18 protein-coding genes are annotated in these 21,040 nt (G+C 43.6%); 4 read left to right on the forward strand and 14 right to left on the reverse strand.

Annotated features, from left to right (window positions below):
- Together JEQ21_RS00630 and JEQ21_RS00635 are read right to left on the reverse strand one after the other, a co-directional pair.
- Window positions 1-2,304: a DNA translocase FtsK gene (locus tag JEQ21_RS00630; protein WP_199363544.1), complete on the reverse strand. Its 2,304-nt coding sequence runs from the start codon at window positions 2,302-2,304 to the stop codon at window positions 1-3.
- 931 nt (window positions 2,305-3,235) lie between these two features.
- The gene (locus JEQ21_RS00635) at window positions 3,236-4,348 is read right to left on the reverse strand and encodes an AI-2E family transporter (RefSeq protein WP_196091874.1); all 1,113 of its coding nucleotides are present in this window, start codon (window positions 4,346-4,348) and stop codon (window positions 3,236-3,238) included.
- A gap of 81 nt (window positions 4,349-4,429) precedes the next feature.
- On the opposite strand from JEQ21_RS00635, the gene JEQ21_RS00640 reads away from it, so the two are divergent.
- Window positions 4,430-5,974 carry a beta-carotene 15,15'-monooxygenase gene (locus JEQ21_RS00640; RefSeq protein WP_199363545.1) on the forward strand — a complete coding sequence of 515 codons (1,545 nt, stop codon included), beginning with the start codon at window positions 4,430-4,432 and terminating at the stop codon, window positions 5,972-5,974.
- Window positions 5,975-5,999: 25 nt separating this feature from the next.
- On the opposite strand, the gene folD is transcribed toward JEQ21_RS00640, so the two are convergent.
- The 5 genes from folD to JEQ21_RS00665 form a co-directional block, all read right to left on the reverse strand.
- Window positions 6,000-6,848 carry a bifunctional methylenetetrahydrofolate dehydrogenase/methenyltetrahydrofolate cyclohydrolase FolD gene (gene folD, locus JEQ21_RS00645; protein WP_199363546.1) on the reverse strand — a complete coding sequence of 283 codons (849 nt, stop codon included), beginning with the start codon at window positions 6,846-6,848 and terminating at the stop codon, window positions 6,000-6,002.
- 15 nt (window positions 6,849-6,863) lie between these two features.
- The gene (locus tag JEQ21_RS00650; protein ID WP_199363547.1) at window positions 6,864-7,598 is read right to left on the reverse strand and encodes an amino acid ABC transporter ATP-binding protein; all 735 of its coding nucleotides are present in this window, start codon (window positions 7,596-7,598) and stop codon (window positions 6,864-6,866) included.
- The gene (locus tag JEQ21_RS00655) at window positions 7,598-8,281 is read right to left on the reverse strand and encodes an amino acid ABC transporter permease (RefSeq protein ID WP_196967394.1); all 684 of its coding nucleotides are present in this window, start codon (window positions 8,279-8,281) and stop codon (window positions 7,598-7,600) included. Before JEQ21_RS00655 ends, JEQ21_RS00650 begins: the two co-directional genes overlap by 1 nt.
- A 149-nt stretch (window positions 8,282-8,430) precedes the next feature.
- Entirely contained in the window at window positions 8,431-8,661 is a 231-nt protein-coding gene (locus JEQ21_RS00660; protein ID WP_135037840.1) for a DUF1797 family protein, read from the reverse strand.
- Window positions 8,662-8,718: 57 nt separating this feature from the next.
- On the reverse strand, window positions 8,719-9,318 hold the full coding sequence (locus JEQ21_RS00665) for a GNAT family N-acetyltransferase (protein WP_196967395.1): 600 nt from the start codon (window positions 9,316-9,318) through the stop codon (window positions 8,719-8,721).
- Window positions 9,319-9,480: 162 nt separating this feature from the next.
- On the opposite strand from JEQ21_RS00665, the gene JEQ21_RS00670 reads away from it, so the two are divergent.
- The 3 genes from JEQ21_RS00670 (at window position 9,481) to JEQ21_RS00680 (ending at window position 12,622) form a co-directional block, all read left to right on the forward strand.
- Complete coding sequence (locus JEQ21_RS00670) at window positions 9,481-11,691, forward strand: ATP-dependent Clp protease ATP-binding subunit (RefSeq protein WP_199363548.1); 2,211 nt, start codon at window positions 9,481-9,483, stop codon at window positions 11,689-11,691.
- A 151-nt stretch (window positions 11,692-11,842) separates the two neighbouring features.
- Window positions 11,843-12,295, forward strand: coding sequence for an NUDIX hydrolase (locus tag JEQ21_RS00675; RefSeq protein WP_196967397.1), 453 nt, complete (start codon window positions 11,843-11,845; stop codon window positions 12,293-12,295).
- A gap of 24 nt (window positions 12,296-12,319) precedes the next feature.
- On the forward strand, window positions 12,320-12,622 hold the full coding sequence (locus tag JEQ21_RS00680; protein ID WP_196967398.1) for a DUF1827 family protein: 303 nt from the start codon (window positions 12,320-12,322) through the stop codon (window positions 12,620-12,622).
- Between the two features lie 603 nt (window positions 12,623-13,225).
- Here JEQ21_RS00680 and ileS read toward each other — a convergent pair.
- From ileS to ftsZ, 7 genes are all read right to left on the reverse strand, one after another.
- Window positions 13,226-16,030: an isoleucine--tRNA ligase gene (ileS, locus tag JEQ21_RS00685; RefSeq protein WP_199363549.1), complete on the reverse strand. Its 2,805-nt coding sequence runs from the start codon at window positions 16,028-16,030 to the stop codon at window positions 13,226-13,228.
- 374 nt (window positions 16,031-16,404) lie between these two features.
- Window positions 16,405-17,163: a DivIVA domain-containing protein gene (locus JEQ21_RS00690; protein ID WP_199363550.1), complete on the reverse strand. Its 759-nt coding sequence runs from the start codon at window positions 17,161-17,163 to the stop codon at window positions 16,405-16,407.
- A gap of 9 nt (window positions 17,164-17,172) precedes the next feature.
- On the reverse strand, window positions 17,173-17,946 hold the full coding sequence (locus JEQ21_RS00695) for a YlmH family RNA-binding protein (protein WP_199363551.1): 774 nt from the start codon (window positions 17,944-17,946) through the stop codon (window positions 17,173-17,175).
- 14 nt (window positions 17,947-17,960) lie between these two features.
- Window positions 17,961-18,230, reverse strand: a complete 270-nt coding sequence (locus JEQ21_RS00700; RefSeq protein ID WP_196091764.1) for a YggT family protein — start codon at window positions 18,228-18,230, stop codon at window positions 17,961-17,963.
- Window positions 18,230-18,757: a cell division protein SepF gene (locus JEQ21_RS00705; RefSeq protein WP_199363574.1), complete on the reverse strand. Its 528-nt coding sequence runs from the start codon at window positions 18,755-18,757 to the stop codon at window positions 18,230-18,232. The genes JEQ21_RS00700 and JEQ21_RS00705 overlap by 1 nt, the downstream gene beginning before the upstream one ends.
- Window positions 18,758-18,899: 142 nt before the next feature.
- Window positions 18,900-19,601: a YggS family pyridoxal phosphate-dependent enzyme gene (locus JEQ21_RS00710; RefSeq protein ID WP_199363552.1), complete on the reverse strand. Its 702-nt coding sequence runs from the start codon at window positions 19,599-19,601 to the stop codon at window positions 18,900-18,902.
- Window position 19,602: 1 nt separating this feature from the next.
- On the reverse strand, window positions 19,603-20,868 hold the full coding sequence (gene ftsZ / locus JEQ21_RS00715) for a cell division protein FtsZ (RefSeq protein ID WP_199363553.1): 1,266 nt from the start codon (window positions 20,866-20,868) through the stop codon (window positions 19,603-19,605).
- Window positions 20,869-21,040: the final 172 nt, after the last annotated feature.

Below are 21,040 nucleotides of genomic sequence, written 5' to 3' on the forward strand. Positions count from 1 at the left end.
CTATTCTTCCTCCATATGAGTTATAAGAACCTTACGCGGTTTGGTTCCTTCTGCGGGCCCGATAACACCGGCTTGTTCCAACTCTTCCATCAAACGTGTAGCCCGATTAAAGCCAACGGAAAGACGCCGTTGAATCATGGAGGCCGATGCTTTTTGAGTTTCAATCACCAGGGCTTTGGCCTGGGCAAAGAGCGGATCTCCTTGACTAGAACCACCACTACCAGAATCATCCGCTTCACTGACATCTCCTGGGTCAAAGGCTTCATCATAATCCACCTCTGCTTGGTCCTTGATAAAGTTCACCAAAGTCTCAACCGCTTGGTCCGAAATAAAGGAACCTTGGAGACGCACGGGATGATTTTCATCGATTGGTTTAAAGAGCATGTCGCCTCGTCCCAAGAGCTTTTCAGCCCCGTTTTCATCTAAAATGGTCCGGCTATCCGTTCCACTGGATACCGCGAAGGCTACCCGACTCGGGACATTGGCCTTAATCAGCCCACTAATAACATCCACACTCGGACGTTGCGTCGCCAGAATCATGTGAATCCCCGCTGCACGCGCCTTTTGACCCAAGCGAATGATGGCATCTTCCACTTCCTTACTAGCCACCATCATCAAATCGGCGAGCTCATCCACAATCACGACAATCAAAGGAAGCGGCACTTCTTTCAAATCAGACTCCGCATTGTGGGCGGCCACCCGTTCGTTATAGCCTTGGATGTTGCGAGCTCCAACCTTGGAAAAACGTTGGTAGCGATCTTCCATCTCATCTACGACCTTTTGCAGAGCACGACTGGCCTTGCGGGGATTGGTTACGACTGGAATCAAGAGATGGGGGATGTCATTATAGACTGACAACTCCACCATTTTAGGATCAATCATCAAAAATTTGACCTGATCCGGACGAACCTTCATTAAGATGCTGGCGATAATCCCATTGACCGCAACGGATTTTCCGGAACCTGTGGAACCGGCAACAAGCAAGTGTGGCATTTTGGCTAAATCAAAACTGCGAACCTGACCATTTACAGCTTTACCTAAAGGCAATTCTAATAGTTTACCTGGATCGACCTTGGCTTGTTCCCAAAGTTCCCGGAAGCCGACAGTCGCCACCTCACTATTGGGAACCTCAATCCCCACCAAGGATTTGCCGGGAATCGGTGCTTCAATCCGCACATCTTTGGCTGCCAAGGCTAGGGCCAAGTCATCCGCTAGATTCGAAATTCGGTTAACACGGACTCCGACAGCTGGTTTTATTTCATACTTGGTCACAGATGGTCCAATTTCAGCGCGCTCCACCTTGGCATCAATTCCAAAAGAGGCGAAGGTTTGTTCCAAAATCCGGATATTATCTCTGACCTGCTGCTGTTCTCTAGCTTGACTTTTGGCTTTTTCTCTTGGAAACAGGTCGATTGAAGGAAGTCGGTAACCAACATACTGGCTGACAATTGGTGAACGATCAAAGACTACCTCCTCTTGGGGCAGCATCTCGTCCTCTTCCTCCATCGTCTCTACTTCTTCCAAGAAGATGGCCGGTTCTTCTGGAAGCGGTGCTGCTTCCAGAATTTCACCTGTCTCCAAGTCTACTGGTGGAAGAGGGGCTTGAGGAGCAAGCTCTTTTTCATAGGTCACAGCCAACTCTTGCTCTTCTTCCTCTTTTTTTATTTTTGCTTCAAGCCGTCGCTGGCGCTCCCGCAAATAAAGGCTTTCACCTGCTTCGGTTAATTGGTGATACGTATTCAAGAGCCAATCGCCCACATCGTAGATCGAAAGTTGGCTCAAGAGCAGGCTTCCCAGTGCCAAGAAAAGAATTCCAATAAAATAGGAACCTATGTTTGAAAATAAAGATGCTACGGGAATGTAAAGGAAAAGTCCCAGAAGACCGCCACCCACAAATTGCGTCACCTGCAAGCTCAGCAGCTCACTGGTCAAAATACTGAGGTGACCAGTGAGAACAGGCATATCTTGCGGCAGGCCACTGACAAAATAGGCTTGCCAAATCAAGAGTAACCCAGCTAAAACTGCGGCCACACCTGGCCAAAATCCTGGACGATCTCGTAACCACTTGAAAGTAAAAAGATAGATGAAAATAGCGACTAAGAGGGCTGGAGCAAGACTCCCCACACCCCAACGCACTAGATTATAAAGGGTACGCCCAAAAGCCCCCACTTGGAGGAGGGCTATGATGATCAGAACAGCCAACCCCAGAGAGATAAACATCCGCCGGATTGCTGCCTGCCTAGCCTGTTCAGCCTTACTGGGCCTCCTTGTTTTATTTCCTGTTGATTTCTTTTTCTTTGCCATAGTCCTATTATACCATCTGACCTCCCGTAACCCAAAAACAAGCTCGAATTACCTCTTAGACTTAGCAACATTCAAAATCAGAATACTCGAGGAATTTCAAAAAAATGACGAGAAAAGCCGATGAAGGTTGAACTAAAATTCATCGAAGAGGCTTGACAATGTTAGATTTTGAAAGTCAATGAGTATTAGAATGCCTTCCCTTCCTCCAGGGCCAATTCAAAACCAAGTAGGAACCGTTAGCCAAGCCCATACTGATCCACCATTTGAAAGGGAGTCCCCAAAGTAGGCTACGGAGATAAGCGGTTGCTAAAAATAGAACATTTATAAACACAAGTTTTGTCAAAATTTTCCCTTTCATCTCCACCGTCCTCCTAGTCTTCATATAAGAAAAGGGGCTGAGTACAAAGTACCAGTCTCGAACTTTTATTTAGCAAAAACTCTTTGACGCAGTGCTTGATTCGGTCAAACAGCTAAAAGGCTGTTTGAGGTATCAGATAGGAGTGCGAAGCAAATAACAATTGTTTGCTTTTACTGAGGAGGTTGGGACAAAAGTCTCAACCATCCTATTTTAGTTAGTGAATTCACTTTGACACAGTGGTTGATTGGTACTTTCGTTCGCTTTTATTGAGAGAACATTTCATGTTCTCTTATCCAGATACTCAAAGAGTCAATGCCTGACTCTTTGACCTCCGAAAATAACCGAATCAACTTTGACATGAACTTCGTTCATTTCATCTATAAACTCTACAGGCATTCACCATGCCTTTAGACCGAAGGTGATACAAACAGTCTGGGAAGAGACTGTTTGTACCTGAGCCTAACAATAAAAAGAGCGAGGTCGATTTTGGGAAAAATCATTTCAGCTTACAACTTGCAATAAAGACTTGTAACGAACTCTTCATTAATCAACGGAGTTCTTTCCCACTCCCTCTCAAATATCCGTATCTAACTGTTTTCGCATTTGATTTTCTTTATGGTGTTCATATAGTTCCCAAGCGAATTTCACAATTTCTTTTAAAATCGAATATAAAGGTATGGCAACAATCATGCCTACGATTCCGTAAATATTACTTGATAACAAAAGTAAGACCATGATGGTAATTGGATGAACCTTCATTACCCCACCCACAATCCGAGGATAGAGAATATTCCCATCCACCTGTTGAAGGATTAGCATGTAAATCAATGCCATCAGCATTTTCTGTGGATCCAAAAAGGCATAGGTAATCAACATGGGAATCATCCCAATCGTGGGACCCACATAGGGGATCAGATTACACACCCCTTGAAAGATGGCAAAGACCAAAGCATAACGAATGCCGATAATCGAATAACCGGTTAAAGTGAGTGTAAAAATAATCAAGGCATCAATCGAAATTCCACTGATATAGCGTGCGATGGTCTTATTCAAAGTAATCAATAAGGAGGCAATATCCAAAGAATCACGTTTTAAGACTGTCCGTTGCAACATGGGAAGAAGTTTCTTTCCATCCAATAAGAAATAAACCAGAAAAATAGGAGTCATGATCAAAATGAAAGCCGTATTAATAACCGCCGAAAAGAGACTTCCAATACTGGTCGTAACATTATTCAGGATATTTTGTAAAATATCCACATAAGATAAGTTCAAGTCTGCAACCGTTTTCTGAATATCAACATTCCTTAAAATCGGCTCTTCAGCGAGATGATTCACTAGAGACTGGGCTTCACGGTAGATTCCCTGACTCGCATAAATCAAACTCGTTAGCTGATTGATCAAAATTGGGAGTAAATAAACCACCGCCCAAACAAGGAGACCAATCAAACCAGCAACAGCCAACAAACTCCCAAGACCACGTTTGATTTTAAAAACTCTTTCTAAAAACTCAACCAGGGGATTGGTGATGTAATAAAAAAAAGCTGCCAAAAGGAACGGAATTAAAATGGTGTTTAGTACCCGAACAGCCGGTGTAATAATCTCCCCCATTTCCCTCCATAAAAAGAGAACCAGACTACAGAGAAGAATTTCGACAGTCCAGAAAAATAATTTACTCTTTTGAAACATAGCGTCCTCCTCTCCTTATTCTAGCACAAATGTGGTATGATTTTAGAAGAATATTTCAATCCAAGAAAGAGGTGTCCTTTCGTGCGCCGTTTTTTTAACTATCTGGGTCAGTTTGGGACTTATCTCGTTCTCTTGCTGGCCGGGCTCTTTTGTGCCTTCTTTAGTTTTTCAACTCTTTTTGTAACCACTTTTATCCCTATAAAAATTTCCGAGGGAGTCCTTTTTCAAGTCAATCCCTGGTATTTTTTCCCCTGTTTGCTCCTGTTCCTATGGGGCTTGCTGCGACTTGCCCCTATTTTTGAAAGAATTTCCGACAAGCAATTCTTCAGATTCCTAACCATCCTCTATATCGTCATGGGGGCCTACCTTCTCTTCAACGTGGAAGGTCAGATTCGAGCGGATGCCAAGCACGTTTACAAGGCAGCCCTGGCTTTCAATCAAGGCGATTTTGAATCCCTGACTACAATTGGGGCCTACATGTATCGAAATCCTCATCAACTAGGTCTTCTGAGTTTGGAGCGAATTTACGCTGCTATCCTCCCCACGACCTACCTCGCCTTTGGAATGAACCTGGTCTGGACCCTGACCAATAACTATTTGATCTGGAGATTGGGACGAACCTGGGGATTCAGTCAACTGGCAAGAAATTATCTCCTCTTTTTCAGTTTTGCCTTTCTTCCCCACTTCTTCTTTATTCTCTTTGTTTATGGAAGTACCGTCGGACTGACTGCTTGTCTCCTCGCTTTAACGTTTTATCAAACCTTTGCCCGTAAGGAACAGCTTAGATATGGATTTCTGACAGCTCTATTTCTGGGCCTAGCCTGTGTCATTCGAAACAACTATATGATTTTTGGATTAACCATCCTAGGAATTCTAACCCTCTCTATTCTTAAAGAGTTCACTTGGAAAAAAGTTCTGGTTGGAATTTCTTGTATCATTTGCATGGTTGGTATGAACAAGGCAGTTCTTTCCTATTACGAAGGGGTTATCGGACAGGAGATTAGCCCAGGTACTCCTAAAATTGCCTATGTGACCATGGGGCTTAGGGATGACCCAGATCGAAAAACCCTAGGAGGTTGGTACGATGGCTACAATACCAAAATCCTCCAGCGGAATAATTTTAATGAGGAGCAGGCCACAGAAATGGCCAAGCGTGATCTCCGAAAACGTATTGTCACCTTCATTAAAGATCCTATCTATGCCTTTCGTTTTTTCTTTCAAAAGATTTATTCGACTTGGACCGAACCGACCTTCCAGTCCATTTGGACGGGGCCCAATCGTTGGGAACGAAATCAGGAAACCTTCACGCCCCTCCTACAATCTCTTTATGAAGGGCGTACCGCCTATCGAATCTTCCATTTTTCAATGAGCCTACTCTTGTGGACAATCTACTCTTTCGCTGGTCTTTACCTTTTTCACCTGTTCCGGAAAATCCAACCTGATTTTCCTTCCACTCAGTTAGCAGGCGCCATATTCCTAATGGGTGGTTTTCTCTTTCACCTAATCTGGGAAACGAAGAGCCAGTACGTCTACATGTATATTCTTCTTTTAACTCCTTATGCAGCTCAAGGAGTTGAACTCACGCTTTCTTATTTAAATAAAAAGAAAAAAGCTAACAGAACCTAAAAAAATCGACCGAGGGTCGATTTTTTTAGTCCTTGGTATCTGCCGCAGCCTGAAAGGTCTGCTCTAAAAGCATGGCAATGGTCATAGGGCCTACGCCACCTGGAACAGGTGTTAGGAAAGCGGCTTTGTTCTTGACAGCCTCAAAGTCTACATCGCCAATCAATTTACCTTCATCATTGCGATTCATTCCCACATCAATGACAACCGCACCCTCTTTGACAAAGTCAGGACCCACAAAATGCCCTCGACCAATGGCTACAACCAAGATATCTGCATCACTAGCTAATTGGGCTAGATTTTCGGTTTTAGAATGAGCAATGGTAACCGTCGCATCTGCTGCCAGCAACATCTCCGCCATAGGCTTACCAACAATATTACTCCGACCAATCACCACCGCTTTTTTACCAGCAGGATTGATTCCGTATTCCTCAAGCAGTGCCATAATTCCAGCTGGTGTTGAAGGAACTCGTAGAGGATCCCCTGTCCACAACCGTCCTACATTGAAAGGATGAAAGCCATCAACATCCTTAGCAGGATCGATTGCTTCTAGGACTAAATCTTCCCGAATTTGAGCTGGTAATGGGAGTTGAACGAGGATACCATGCACAGAAGTATCTTGATTCAATTCATCCAACAAGGACAGAAGTTTATCTTCAGACAGGTCTGCAGGATAGCGTAGAATACGGCTTTCAAATCCAGCCTCAACCGCGGCCTTTTCCTTGTTGCGAACATAAACTTGACTAGCCGGATTTTCCCCAACCAAAACGACAACTAAACAAGGCCGAATCCCTTGTTCCTTGATTAATGCTGCTGTCTTCTCAGCCAGCACAGCCCGTTTTTTTAGGGCTAGTTCTTTACCATTCAAGACCTGCATCTGAGACCTCCTTTTTTATAAGACCTTACTTAAGAAATCACGAGTCCGTTCTTCTTGGCTATTATCAAAGATAGCTTCTGGACTGCCATCTTCGACTACAACACCTCCGTCCATGAAGATAACCCGATCGGCTACTTCACGGGCGAAGCCCATCTCATGGGTCACAATCACCATGGTCATACCTGACTCCGCTAATTCTTGCATAACCGCCAAAACTTCACCAACCATCTCTGGGTCCAAGGCTGAAGTTGGTTCATCAAACAAAAGTAAATCTGGATCCATGGCAAGGCCACGCGCAATTGCAATCCGCTGCTGCTGCCCACCTGAAAGGGACTGCGGGTAAGCATTCGCCTTATCCGGCAGACCAACTTTGGTTAAAAGCTCTCTTCCTTTTTCCTCTGCCTCAGCCTTATCCATTCCTTTCGTTTTAATCGGTGAAAGAGTGATATTTTCCAAAACTGTCATATTCGGAAAAAGATTAAATTGTTGGAATACCATTCCCATCTTTTCCCTCATCTTAAAGAGGTCGTTTTTGGAATCGGTAATATCAACTCCTTCAAAATAGACATGGCCCTTGGTCGCTTCCTCTAAGAGATTCATGGAACGTAGCAAGGTTGATTTTCCACTCCCTGAAGGACCGATGATAACGACCACTTCTCCTCGATGAATTTCTAAATCAATTCCTTTTAAAACCTCATTTTTTCCGAAATATTTGTGGAGGTCTTCAATTTTTAAAATGGTTTCCATCATTATTTTTTCTCCTCTTGTTTGAGTCGATTTTCGAATGTTTTCAATAGTAAACCTAAAATGCTAGTCAAGGCCAGATAATAAGCTGCTGCTACCAATAATGGTGTGAGAGCTTGATAGGTTGTGGTCGCAACAGTCTGTGCTCCATTCCACAACTCCATGACTCCAATCGTCGCAAGTAACGAACTATCCTTAACAATGGTCACAAACTCATTTCCCAAGGCAGGCAAAATATTTTTCACCGCCTGCGGAAGCACAACATAACGCATGGCATTCGCCGGACGGATTCCCAAGGAATAAGCTGCTTCCAATTGCCCTTTTGGAACTGCGTTAATCCCGGCCCGAACAGTCTCCGAAACATAGGCCCCAGAGTTCATAGAAAGAATAACAATCCCTGGAATCAGACGCGTAAGATCCACCTGTAAGATACCGATTTGAATGGATGGCGCCGTCAAATGTGTCAAAGCAAATGCAATCATAATCTGAACCAGCATGGGAGTTCCCCGAAAGACCCAGACATAGATATTGGCAATCCAACGCAAGATAGTCCACTTAGATCGTTGCGCAAAAGCCAAAAGGACTCCTAAAATGGTTCCAAAGAAGACGACAAAAACCGATACAAAAATGGTTACCAGAGCTCCATAGTTAAAATAAGGGAGAAACTGGGGTAAAAATGAAAATGACATGAAATTCCCTTCCAATAAAAAATGTAAATATCCATTATTCTACCAAAAAGCCCACAAGCAAACAAGCTGAACCCGATTTTCCTGCAAAAAAGGATGGGGCAAGCTGATCCTTAGTTTAGATCCTTCTCACCCCATCCTTTCTGCATCTATTAATACAATAGTTCGTAGATTTCCATTGCAATCAAGTCAATACTATCGAAAGTGAACGTTTCACGCGCTTCAACATCACGCAAGGTGAAAATTGAGCCCAGTTCTTCATCCTGACTATAGGAAACTTCGGCTACAACTACACCGTCACGCTCAAAATTCCGTTTCAAATTTCCGCCATCTGTCGCCATTTTTTCAAGACGATTGATAATGCGTACCAAATGTGATTCCATTACATTTCTCCTGTTTCCTTAATTCTTACCTAGTATACCATAGAATAGGGTAAATTTCTAGGAGACTTCTTCACTCAAACCCAATTCCTGTAAATTTTCACACTCCCAGATTGCCTTGGGCACTTCTATCGTTACATCTTTAGACCCTAAATCCTTTTCCATCCAAATCATATCATACCAGCGCTGGAATTTGAAACCAACTTGTGGAAAATGCGCCACCTGCACATAGCCTCGTTTCGCATGAAAAATCTGACTGGCCACAGAACTGTACGGATCGTCCTCCTGTCCTAAGCCAATGCAGGCCTTAACAGATAGGATTCCCATAGCTTTGAGACAAGTTTCTAGCCGATCATAGAGTAAGTGTCCGAGTCCTCTTCCTTTTTCTTGAGGAGACAAATAAATAGTCGATTCTACTGCCCATGCGTAGGCGGCTGCAGAACGAAAAGGGCCCGCATAAGCATAACCGAGGATCTTGCCATCTACTTCTACCACTAAATAGGGATAAAAGGACTGGATATGGTCCATCCGATCCCGGAATTCAGCTAGACTAGGGACTTGATGCTCAAAGGATATCGCAGTTTCCTGGACATAGTAGGCATAGATTTCCAAAAGAGCAGGGGCATCCTCGCTGCGGGCAAGTCTTACGGTTTCATTCATTGTTGTCTCCTTTCTTTTATTCTAAAGCATGAGCCTGAATGGGTCAAGTAGTTCCTTTTCATAGTTTTTACTTGCAATGTTGCAAAAAGGTGTTATAATCATAGTAGATTACATTTGACCTTTATTGACCAATTGAGGTCATGACCAAAGAAAGGAAGATCTATGCTTTGTCAAAATTGTAAAATGAACGAGGCGACCATTCACTTGTATACAAATATTAATGGTCACCAGCAACAAGTTGATTTGTGTCAAAACTGTTATCAAATTATGAAATCCGATCCGAATGCGTCCTTGCTTAAAGGTTTGAGTGGGAACGCCAATAGTAACGATCCTTTTGGCGACTTTTTCCAAAATTTGGGCAACTTCCAACGTCCGGAACAAGAAGAAACTGGAAACCGTCCTGGACAACGCGAACGGGCCAGTCAATCCAAACCTCGACCAAAAGGAATTTTAGATGAATTTGGTATCAATGTCACTGACATTGCTAAACGAGGTGATATCGATCCTGTGATCGGACGGGATGAGGAAATCATTCGGGTTATCGAAATCCTCAATCGGCGGACCAAGAACAATCCTGTCCTAATCGGGGAACCAGGGGTTGGTAAAACCGCTGTTGTTGAAGGTCTCGCCCAAAAAATTGTGGATGGGGATGTCCCACAAAAACTACAATCGAAACAAGTCATTCGCTTAGATATGGTGAGTCTGGTTCAAGGTACTGGAATCCGTGGTCAATTCGAAGAACGAATGCAAAAGTTGATGGAAGAGATTCGTCAACGTGATGACATCATTCTCTTCATTGATGAAATCCATGAAATCGTCGGAGCAGGGAATGCGGGCGATGGCAATATGGATGCAGGGAATATCTTGAAACCAGCTTTGGCACGTGGAGAATTGCAACTGGTTGGTGCAACAACCCTCAATGAATATCGCATTATCGAAAAAGACGCAGCCTTAGAACGCCGGATGCAACCAGTCAAGGTTGAAGAACCAACTGTTAAGGAAACCTTAATTATCCTTAAAGGAATCCAAAAAAAATACGAGGACTACCACCATGTAAAATACACGGATGAGGCTATTGAGGCAGCAGCTGTCTTATCGAACCGCTATATCCAAGACCGTTTCTTACCAGATAAAGCTATTGACCTCTTGGATGAAGCGGGGTCAAAAATGAATCTAACCCTAACTTTTGTTGATCCAAAAGAATTGGATGAGCGTTTAATTGAAGCGGAACGTCTTAAAGCTCAGGCAACCCGGGACGAGGATTACGAAAAAGCAGCCTACTACCGCGATCAAATCGCCAAATACAAGGAATTGCAAAAAACCGAAATCCACGACCAGGACATGCCAATTATCACCGAAAAAGCAATCGAGGCCATCATTGAGCAAAAAACAAATATCCCTGTAGGTGACCTAAAGGAAAAAGAACAATCCCAATTAGTCAACCTTGCTGATGATTTGAAAGCCCATGTGATTGGACAGAATCCTGCTATCGATAAAATTGCCAAAGCCATCCGTCGTAACCGGGTTGGATTGGGAAGTCCTAATCGTCCAATCGGTAGCTTCCTCTTTGTTGGTCCTACCGGGGTTGGTAAGACAGAACTCTCCAAACAATTGGCCGTGGAACTCTTTGGTTCCGCAGACAGCATGATTCGCTTCGATATGAGTGAGTACATGGAAAAACATAGTGTCGCTAAGCTAGTTGGAGCACCTCCAGGCTATGTTGGCTATGATGAGGCCGGACAATTGACCGAAAAAGTTCGACGCAATCCCTATTCTCTTGTTCTCTTAGATGAGATTGAGAAGGCCCATCCAGATGTGATGCATATGTTCCTGCAAGTTCTTGACGATGGTCGCTTGACTGACGGTCAAGGCCGGACAGTCAGCTTCAAAGATACCATCATCATCATGACCTCTAATGCTGGTACTGGTAAAGTCGAAGCCTCTGTCGGATTTGGAGCGAGCCGTGAAGGCCGAACCAACTCTGTCATGAATGAGCTAGGTAACTTCTTCAGTCCAGAATTTATGAACCGTTTTGACGGTATCATTGAATTCCAAGCCTTAAGCAAGGAAAATCTCCTTCAGATTGTAGATCTCATGTTGGATGATGTTCGTGAACGCCTTGGCAAAAACGGGATTCAGCTGAGCGTTACAGATAAAGTCAAGGAAAAATTGGTAGACCTTGGATACGATCCAAAAATGGGAGCTCGCCCACTTCGTAGAACCATTCAAGACCACATAGAAGACGCCATCACCGATTTCTACTTGGAGAATCCTCAAGACAAGGACCTCAAAGCAGTGATGCAAAGTGGACAGATCATCATTAAATCTACCCAAAAAGTGGAACAAGAAACCGAAACAGTAGAATCTGAATAAGATTGACCAGGGTGGGACAGAAGTCCCATCCTTTTTTCGACAGATTCGTAAAATGTGAATTATTTCTCCTTTTTTCTTTTTTTCTAAAGGATGATGGTCCAAAATCATGATATAATAAAGAAAAACAAGTGAATCTTAGGAAGGTTAACCTATGACAATTCCTCATTTTGGTAAGAAGGATCCTGCTGTGGACTACAAGGTCCGCTATGGAGTTTATGCAGTTGTCCCGGATGCGAGCAAGGAGCGCGTGATTTTAGTACAGGCTCCAAATGGTGCTTGGTTTCTCCCAGGTGGAGAAATTGAAGCTGGTGAGGATCATCAGGATGCATTGGAGCGAGAGCTAATTGAAGAATTGGGTTTTACAGCTGAGTTGGGGCAGTATTATGGTCAGGCGGACGAGTACTTCTATTCGAGTCATCGTGATACCCATTATCACAATCCAGCTTATATTTATGAAGTCACGTCCTATCAGGAGGTTGGTCAACCCCTGGAGGATTTCAATAATCTAGCATGGTTTTCAGTAGATGAGGCTTTTCTCCATTTGAAACGGGGAAGTCACCGCTGGGGGCTCCAGCAATGGCAACTCTCACAAAAGTTAGATTAGAATTTATGATGAAAGGAACAGCTTATGAAATTAATTAATACAAATTCCAGTCATAAACAATTGATTCAGAGCCAGCTTGAAAACACAGATGCCACCTTGGTTGAGACGTTTTCAGCTGGAAACACGGACGTCATTTTTACCCAGGCACCCAACCACTATGAAATTCTCATTACCAACAAACACCGCGCTATCCGTGAAGTCGAAATTGAAACGATTCGTGACTTTTTCCTTAAACGCCGGATCAAATCTGAGGCTATAAAAAAAGAGGATATTAAAACCCTCTACTCAGATAAGTTGATTGAAATTTCGATTCCAATTAATACTTAACGAATTTCAAAATCTGAATACTCGCGGAATTTCAAAAAATTGACGAGGACAGCTGTTGAATGTTAAAGATAAGGCGCGGAAACACGCAAGCAATAAGTTCATCAAAAAGGCTTGACAAAGTCAGAATTTGAAAAACCAATGAGTATAATACAAAAGAAATCTCTAGCCTTATGACTAGAGATTTCTTTTTGGTATTGGGGACTGATACTCATTCTAGTCTTTTAGTTTACTTTTAGTACAAGGCAGCGAGTCGTAGACAGTACTGAAGTACGGCAAGACGAGCTAACACAGTAATAAAAGATAAACTAAAAGAGTATATATTTCAAAATCTGAATGTGTTAATCCTCTTCGCCGATCGTATTGATTGCGTGCTTTGCACGCTTTATTGATAAGATTCAACAGGTCTCCTAGACCTGTTGAACTGTCTTCATCGGATTGATGGCAAGCGACGCTTGCTTCATTACCTATAAGTTTTAATCCAATTCCTGGATTAAAATTCGTTTCAGATTTCAAACTGTTTCGAGTATGAAAAGTCCCTGCTGGATCAATCAACAGGGAACTTTTCAGTCCCAGAAGGCTCATAGGAACTTCATGACTAAAAATTTATTTTTGTGTTCCTTCAAAACCTTCAGCTACTGCTTCTGGAAAGTTTGCTTCAAGGATGGAAGCACAGTGGTCACAGACCATAGCAAGATTTGGATTGCGATTAGTTCCAACACTTGGATCAACACGACGGCAGCGTTGACAAACTTGCCCTTCTGCCGCTTTCACAACAAAGGCTACATTTTCAAAGCTGAGGGCATTTTCAGGTGCTGGCTCAGAGGCTAGGGTCAATTGAGAAACAATGAGCAACTGAGCTAGGTCAGTGTTCAAGGCTTCCAATGCAGCTACAAGTTCTGTGCTTGGGTAAACCACCAACTCCGCTTCCAGTGATTTACCAATCACTTTTGCAGCCCGTGCTTCTTCTAAGGCTTTTTGAGCTTGGGAGCGGAAGGTGAAGAAGATCTCCCACTCTTCTAGCATTTGCTCAGCCTTGTCAAAGCTTTCAACTTCTGGGAAGTTCGTCAATTGTACAAAGTCAGCTTCTTCAAACTCAAGGTAGGACCAGATTTCTTCTGCGGTGTGTGGAAGAATTGGCGTCAAAAGTTTGGTTAATTTGACAAGAATATCATAGAATACCGTTTGCATCTGGCGACGCTCTAGAGATTTTGCTCCTTCGATATACACAACGTCTTTGGCAAAATCAAGATAGAAAGCAGATAGATCAACTGTGACAAAGTTAACAACTGCCTTATAAACATTCAGGAAGTTGAAATCATCGTAAGCTTGACGGATAGCTGCTACAACTTGGTTGAAGCGGACAGCCATATATTGGTCAACCGTACGAAGATCTTCAAAAGCAACATGATCTTGAGTCGGATTGAAGTCAGATGTGTTGGCAATCAAGAAACGAAGGGTATTCCGAATCTTCCGGTAGGTCTCAGATACCTGGCTCAAGATATCCATGGAAATACGGACATCATTACTTGTATCCACACTACTTACCCAAAGACGAAGGATTTCAGCACCAAACTGTTTCTCCACATCACTAGGCAAAATTGTATTTCCTAGCGACTTAGACATTTTTTCACCCTTACCATCCAAAACAAAACCTTGAGATAGGAGCTGTTTGTAAGGGGCTACTCCATTGTTGGCAACGGAGGTAATCAAGGATGAGTTAAACCAACCACGGTATTGGTCAGAGCCTTCTAAGTAAAGATCAGCTGGGTATTGCAGATCCTCACGGTTGTTTAAGACACCATTCCAGGAACTTCCAGAATCGAACCATACGTCCATGATGTCGGTTTCCTTGGTGAAGACACCATTTGGTGAACCTGGATGGCTATACCCTTCTGGCAAGAGATCTTTGGCTTCACGAGCCCACCAGACTGAAGCACCATGCTCTTCAAATAATTGTGCAACATGTTCAATGGTTTCAGCCTCCATGATGGCAGTTCCGTCTTCTGCATAGAAAATTGGAAGAGGGACACCCCAGGCACGTTGACGTGAGATAACCCAATCGCCTCGATCACGAATCATGTTATAGAGACGTGTACGACCCCACTCCATGTGGAACTTCACTTGATCAATTTGATCTAAGATTTCTTGACGGAAATCAGATACAGAAGCAAACCACTGAGGAACAGCACGCCAAATAATTGGCTTCTTAGTTCGCCAGTCAAATGGGTAGGAGTGAGTGATTTCTTCTTGTGCCATCAGCAAATCACCCAATTTTTCAAGGACTGTTGGAAGGACCTTGCCATAGAATTGACCCGCAAATTCGGGACCAGCATTGTCCATCATTATACCACGCTCGTCAACCGTCACGAAAACTTCAAGACCATTGGCAACTCCAACATGGTAATCGTCCTCACCAAATCCAGGAGCCGTATGGACAATACCAGTACCAGAGTCCGTTGTAACGTGATCCCCCAAGATGACCAACTCATCCACTTCTGTATCCCATGGATGTTCGGTAACAATCTGATCAAGGTCTTTACCAGTATAGCGGGCAAGTACTTCTACTGCTGACCAGCCAAATTTTTCTGCAAGACGATCCAACAATTCTTCAGCCAGGACAAACTGACGCTCGTCTCCCTCCACAGAAACTTTTACATAAGAAATATCTGCACCAACCGTCAAACCACGTGAAGCTGTAATGGTGAATGGTGTGGTTGTCCAAACAACAATGTAAGTATTGGTATCCAGAACTCCTTTACCATCTTTGACCTTATTGGCATAGTAAAGAGAGTTAGACGTGACATCATGATACTCGATTTCAGCTTCTGCAAGAGCAGATTCAGAGGACCATGACCAGTAAACAGGTTTAGCCCCACGGTAAATATAGCCTTTTTCAGCCATTTTTCCAAAGACACGAATTTGAGCAGCTTCATAGTCTGGTGTTAAGGTGATATAAGGATGGTCCCAATCACCAGCAACACCGAGGCGTTTAAAATCAGCTTTTTGTTTTTCAACTTGTTCCAATGCATACTCACGACATAGATTTAGGTAGTCCACCAAATCCATTTCTTTGCGCTTTACACCTTGTTTAGCCAACACTTGTTCAATTGGCAGTCCATGGGTATCCCAACCAGGTACATAAGGTGCATAGAAGCCAGACATGGATTTAGAGCGAACGATAATGTCCTTGGAGATCTTGTTAAGGGCATGACCTACATGGATATTTCCATTGGCATAAGGAGGTCCATCGTGAAGAACAAAGGACGGTTTCCCTTCGTTTAATTCTAGGCGCTTGTTATACAAGTCAGCCTTATCCCACTCTTCTTGCCAGACTGGCTCCTTGGTTGGCAGACCAGCACGCATTGGAAAGCCAGTTTTTCCTAAATTCAAGGTTTCTTTTAATTTCATACAAATCCCTTTCTACAAAAAAACACACCTTGTCATTCCCTAAGGACGACAAAGCGTGGTACCACCTTACTTCAGTAAATTGGCTCACAGTTTCCAATTTACCCTCTTGGTTGATAACGGAACAACCCGTCCTCTCTTACTGCGTTATACAACGGTTGGGAGAGGAGAACATGAAAGGATAATTCAGAGGACAGGGAGTGTAGGACTCACACCAACTCCTACTCGCTTGGACTATACCCTCAAAATCGTGTTTTCATTTCGTTTTGTCACTCCCGGCAAGAATCTGCTCAGGAGTCAATTCATCCATAGATGGTTTCCAAACAAAAAGATAGGAAACCGAATAATCAGCCCATCTAGATGAAAACCATTCATCATTATAAAAGATCAACAGATTCCCGTTCGGCTCGCTCAACCGCATCCAGTGCCGCATTCACATCTGCTGCTAAACCTTGATAAGACTGTGTCTCAGCCATTTGATTAGCGGAAGCAATCCGGTTTTGCAATTCTGCGACTTCTACTGGAGAGAACTGACGAGTCATGTCAATAGCCTCTTCTGGAGTGTTCGCTTGATCTTCTCCCAAGGCCGAAACAACAACCTCACGGAAGGCTTCATCACTCGTTTGTACATAGGAAGCAGTTGGTTGCAGAATGTTTTCCCATTCTGGAGAAGTAATCACACTCAATTGACTTTCCACAGCTGAACGGATTTGTTGATGGAAAATACGTGTTTTATTTTTCAATTCTTCAGTCTCAACTGCAACCTTTTTAGCATTGTCTGTAGCTTGACGCAAAATTTCATTGGCTTTAAATTTGGCATCATCTAAAAGACGTTGAGAATCTTGTTCTGCTTGACGAATTATATTGTTAGATTCATCAGAAGCCGTTTGCTTCACTTTCTCAGCCGCATCTTGAGCGATTAAAACGGACTGACTGAGTGAATCTTTCATTTCATCGAAGTAAAGCAGACGCTCTTCCAAATTGCGAACCTGCTCATCTTTAGCCACCAATTGTCGAGTCAATTCTTCAAATTCACGCATTAAAATCTCTAGGAAGTCATCCACTTCCTCGACATCATAGCCACGAAACTTCGTTGCAAATGTTTTATTACGGATATCTTGTGCTGTCACTGCCATATTTTCTCCTTACTTACGTGCAAGTATCTTTAATTCTACCTTTATTCTACCAGATTTCGACAAACCTGTATGGTCTCCAATATAAAACCGACCCTTTCCTCGAACACTGACCACATCTCCCGCTTGAAGCGACCAGCTCACATCTGTCCTCTCCTGATAATTAACCTTTACCCGATTAGCCTTAACCAATTGGGCCGCCTTACCACGGCCCAATTGAAAAGCAGAGGCAATCAGACGATCCAGGCGTAGACTGTCCACAAAAATGGTTTTAATCTGCATATCCTCGTCCACCTGGAGCATGTCCTCTTTAGGAACAGCCTGCAGACGAACTCCCATACGACCAATCTTCTTGACTTCCTGAATCAGAAGTGGAGCTAGTGGGGCTTGAACGAAAACCTGAACTTGGTCTTGTCCAATCAAGATATCACCGAAAACACGTCTATCCAACCCCGTCTGGTGAATCAAGGACCCCAAAACCTGGGGATGAGTCAACTTTCCAAATTGAGCTTGAAAATAAATTGCCAAGAGAACCATTTCAAAATCCTCTGATTCCAGTTGATAATAATCAGGTGCTATGAGCAGACGAGACTGTTCTGTTAGCCACAGGTCGGTAGAATTGTAAATGGTGACCTCTGTTTGCCTGGCCAGATTTTGAACCAAGGTTACTTGGTGCGGATTGAGGAAGTCAGTCAAGACTGGAACATAGTGTTGCTCCACCCGTTGAAGCCATTCCCAAGCCTTTTCTAGAAAAAGCTGGTCCTCAGATGTCACATGTTGGGCCAAGGCCTCTATTCCTTTTACCATGAGAAAAATAGAACTGGAAGATAACGATGCAGGATATCTAGGAGGATGATTACAACAAAGACAGTCCAATCCAAGCCTAGAAATTGCAAACGTAAATTACGGAAGGGTCTTAGAATGGGGCTGACAATTCGAATGACCCAATAACCTAAGGGGGTCCTCATGGCTCCCGGGAACCAGGAAAGGATAACATAGGCTATCAAGGCTAGGTTTAATACAGAGAGAAAAAGATCTACAGTTCGATAGAGGTATACGAGAATGTCCATTAGCGTCTCTTCATATCGAAATCAAATTCGATGTTTTGATTATTGGTTCCTTCTGCCACTTGTAAGTCTTCTACATTAATAATAACGTTGGCAGGGGTCAAAAGGTAAATTCCATTGGCCACTTTTTTCAAATCACCAGAAAGAACATAACGGGCACCGTCAAGGTAATCCAAACAACGACGTGCTTGTACCTCTGTCATATATTGGAAGTCAATCAAGACACTTTCATTGCGGATGAGAAGATCCAAATATTTCGGAGTCTCTTCATAGCGACGTGGATAGCGGACATAAATGACGTGCTTATCTTCTGGTGAAGGTTGACCGTTTTGGCGAGCCAATTCCTCTTGTTTTGCATGTAAATCTGTGATGTTTTGTGGTCTACTTGTATTCATAATTTGTGTTTCTCTTTCATCTAAGCTTTGGTGAACAGGTGACTTCTGAGGAAGAGAAAGAGTACCGTCAGAAGCTTTGTTTTGGGGTAGGCTAGTCACCTTGGTGCTAGGCCTATTATTTTCCTGTTCCTCCATACGAGGGTGACTAGTCGTGACTATTTGCTCAGCTTCTTCCGGCACTTCCTCCGGAGCAAAGACTTTCTCTTGGAAGCCATCGCCATCCTCGACAAACAGTCCTCTCAAAAAGTCACCAATATTTTGAAAAAAATGAATGATTCTATCCATGATTGTTTCCTTTTCCGGACTCTTCAAATAGAAGACTGCCGACACGAACGAAGGTGGCTCCATGTTCAACAGCCACTTGGTAATCTGAGGACATTCCCATGCTCAATTCTGTAAAAGGCATCGTGGGATAATTCCGCTGGGACAAGTTTTGTTGGAGCGAATAGGTTGCTTCAAACAAAGCCGCAAGATCATCTGGATTGGCATCTGCTGGTGCCATGGTCATCAGTCCTATAATCCTTACCTTATCCAAATTTTCCAGCTCCTTCAATGCCTCTTCCAATTCCTCCAGATAAAAACCATGTTTACTTTCTTCACGAGAAAGGTTGACCTGTAAAAAACAGGTGATCATTTTTTTAGCTCGTTTTTGAATTTCTCTTGCTAGAGAGAGGGAGTCTAAGGCGTGAAAATAGTCTAGTTCATTAATAACGTCCTTAACTTTCCTCCTCTGAAGATTACCGATAAAATGCCAGGTAATCGGCAAATCCGCCAACTCCTCCTTTTTAGCAAGAAATTGAGGCACTCGGTTTTCACCTAGATGGTAAAAACCTGTTTCCTCAACCAGCTTTCTCGTTACCACAGCATCCACATACTTGGTTACTGCGATAATCTGACTTCCTCTTTCTCGCTTGTGACCCCGTGCTTCTGCCAGGTCAACTTGACTACGAACCAACCGAGCCTGTTGTTGAAAGCTCATCTTAACGGTTGCGGAAGAATGGTGGGGTTTCTAGCTCATCATCATCTGAACCAGATTGGTCTTGATAACGCTCTACGCTAGAACCTGATGGGGTTTCTGTTTGACGGGTAATTTGGCCCCGGCGTAAATCCCAATTACCAAATGGTGAAATAGCTTGTGAGTCGTTTTGACGAGGACGACTGGATGCCGGCATATCCACTGGCACATTCATATCATAGGTCCGATCAAATTGACCCGGAACAGCTTGACGAGCAGGTGCTTCTTGTCTTGGGGTGGTATTCTCTGACATCCCAGAAACTTTTTCAACCCGATCTTGACGAACACCAGTAGCCACAACGGTCACACGGATTTCACCCTGCATCGTTTCATCGATGGATGTTCCCAACCAAATATTGACTCCATGTCCTGCTGCTTGGTTGACAATTTCTGATGCTTCTTCTGCTTCGGTAAGGGCCATGTCCATTCCACCAGTCACGTTAACAATGACGTCCTCTGCACCGTCAATGGTGGTTTCCAAAAGTGGCGAATAAATCGCTTTACGAGCAGCTTCCATCACACGCTCTTCGCCAGAACCAATCCCGATTCCCATCAGAGCATTTCCTTTATTGGCCATCACCGTCTTCACATCAGCAAAGTCCAAGTTAATCAATCCAGGATGAGTGATTAAATCAGTAATTCCTTGTACACCCTGACGAAGTACATTATCTGCCTCACTAAGAGCTTCCATCAATGGGGTCTTTTTATCTACAATTTCAAGCAGATTGTTGTTGGAAATAATCAACAATGTATCCACATGTTCACGAAGTTGATTGATTCCTTCCACAGCAAAATTACCACGCTTGCTTCCTTCAAATCCGAATGGACGGGTAACAACACCGACAGTCAAGGCCCCCAACGATTTTGAGATACGAGCAATTTCAGGTGCTGCGCCAGTACCTGAACCTCCACCCATGCCTGCGGTAATGAAGACCATATCAGCACCCGTGAGGGCTTCAGTAATCGCTTCTTCACTTTCTTCTGCTGCTTGACGACCAACTTCTGGCTGTCCTCCAGCACCTAATCCACGCGTCAACTTTGGACCAAGCTGGATAACTGTTTCTGCCTTTGAACTACTGAGTGCTTGCACGTCGGTATTAGCTGCGATGAACTCAACTCCTGCAACCCCTTCGTCAATCATGCGGTTGATGGCATTTCCACCGCCACCTCCGACACCAATAACTTTAATCACTGCCCCTTGGGCAGCTGCTGCGTCAAATGAAAATGACATCTTCTTTCTCCTTAATCAAACATTGAATTTAATAGGCCACGAACGCGTTTTCCAAAGCCACGAGATTCTTGTACTTCCTCAGTAGCCACTTCCTGATCGACATCTGGTAGAGCTTTACTCGCTTCCGTCTGAGCTTGAGAGACTACTGGCGTTGGATTTGTCTGAACCGGTT

It is taken from the genome of Streptococcus sp. 121 (genome assembly GCF_016458205.1).
In the GTDB taxonomy this organism is placed as follows: Bacteria; Bacillota; Bacilli; order Lactobacillales; family Streptococcaceae; genus Streptococcus.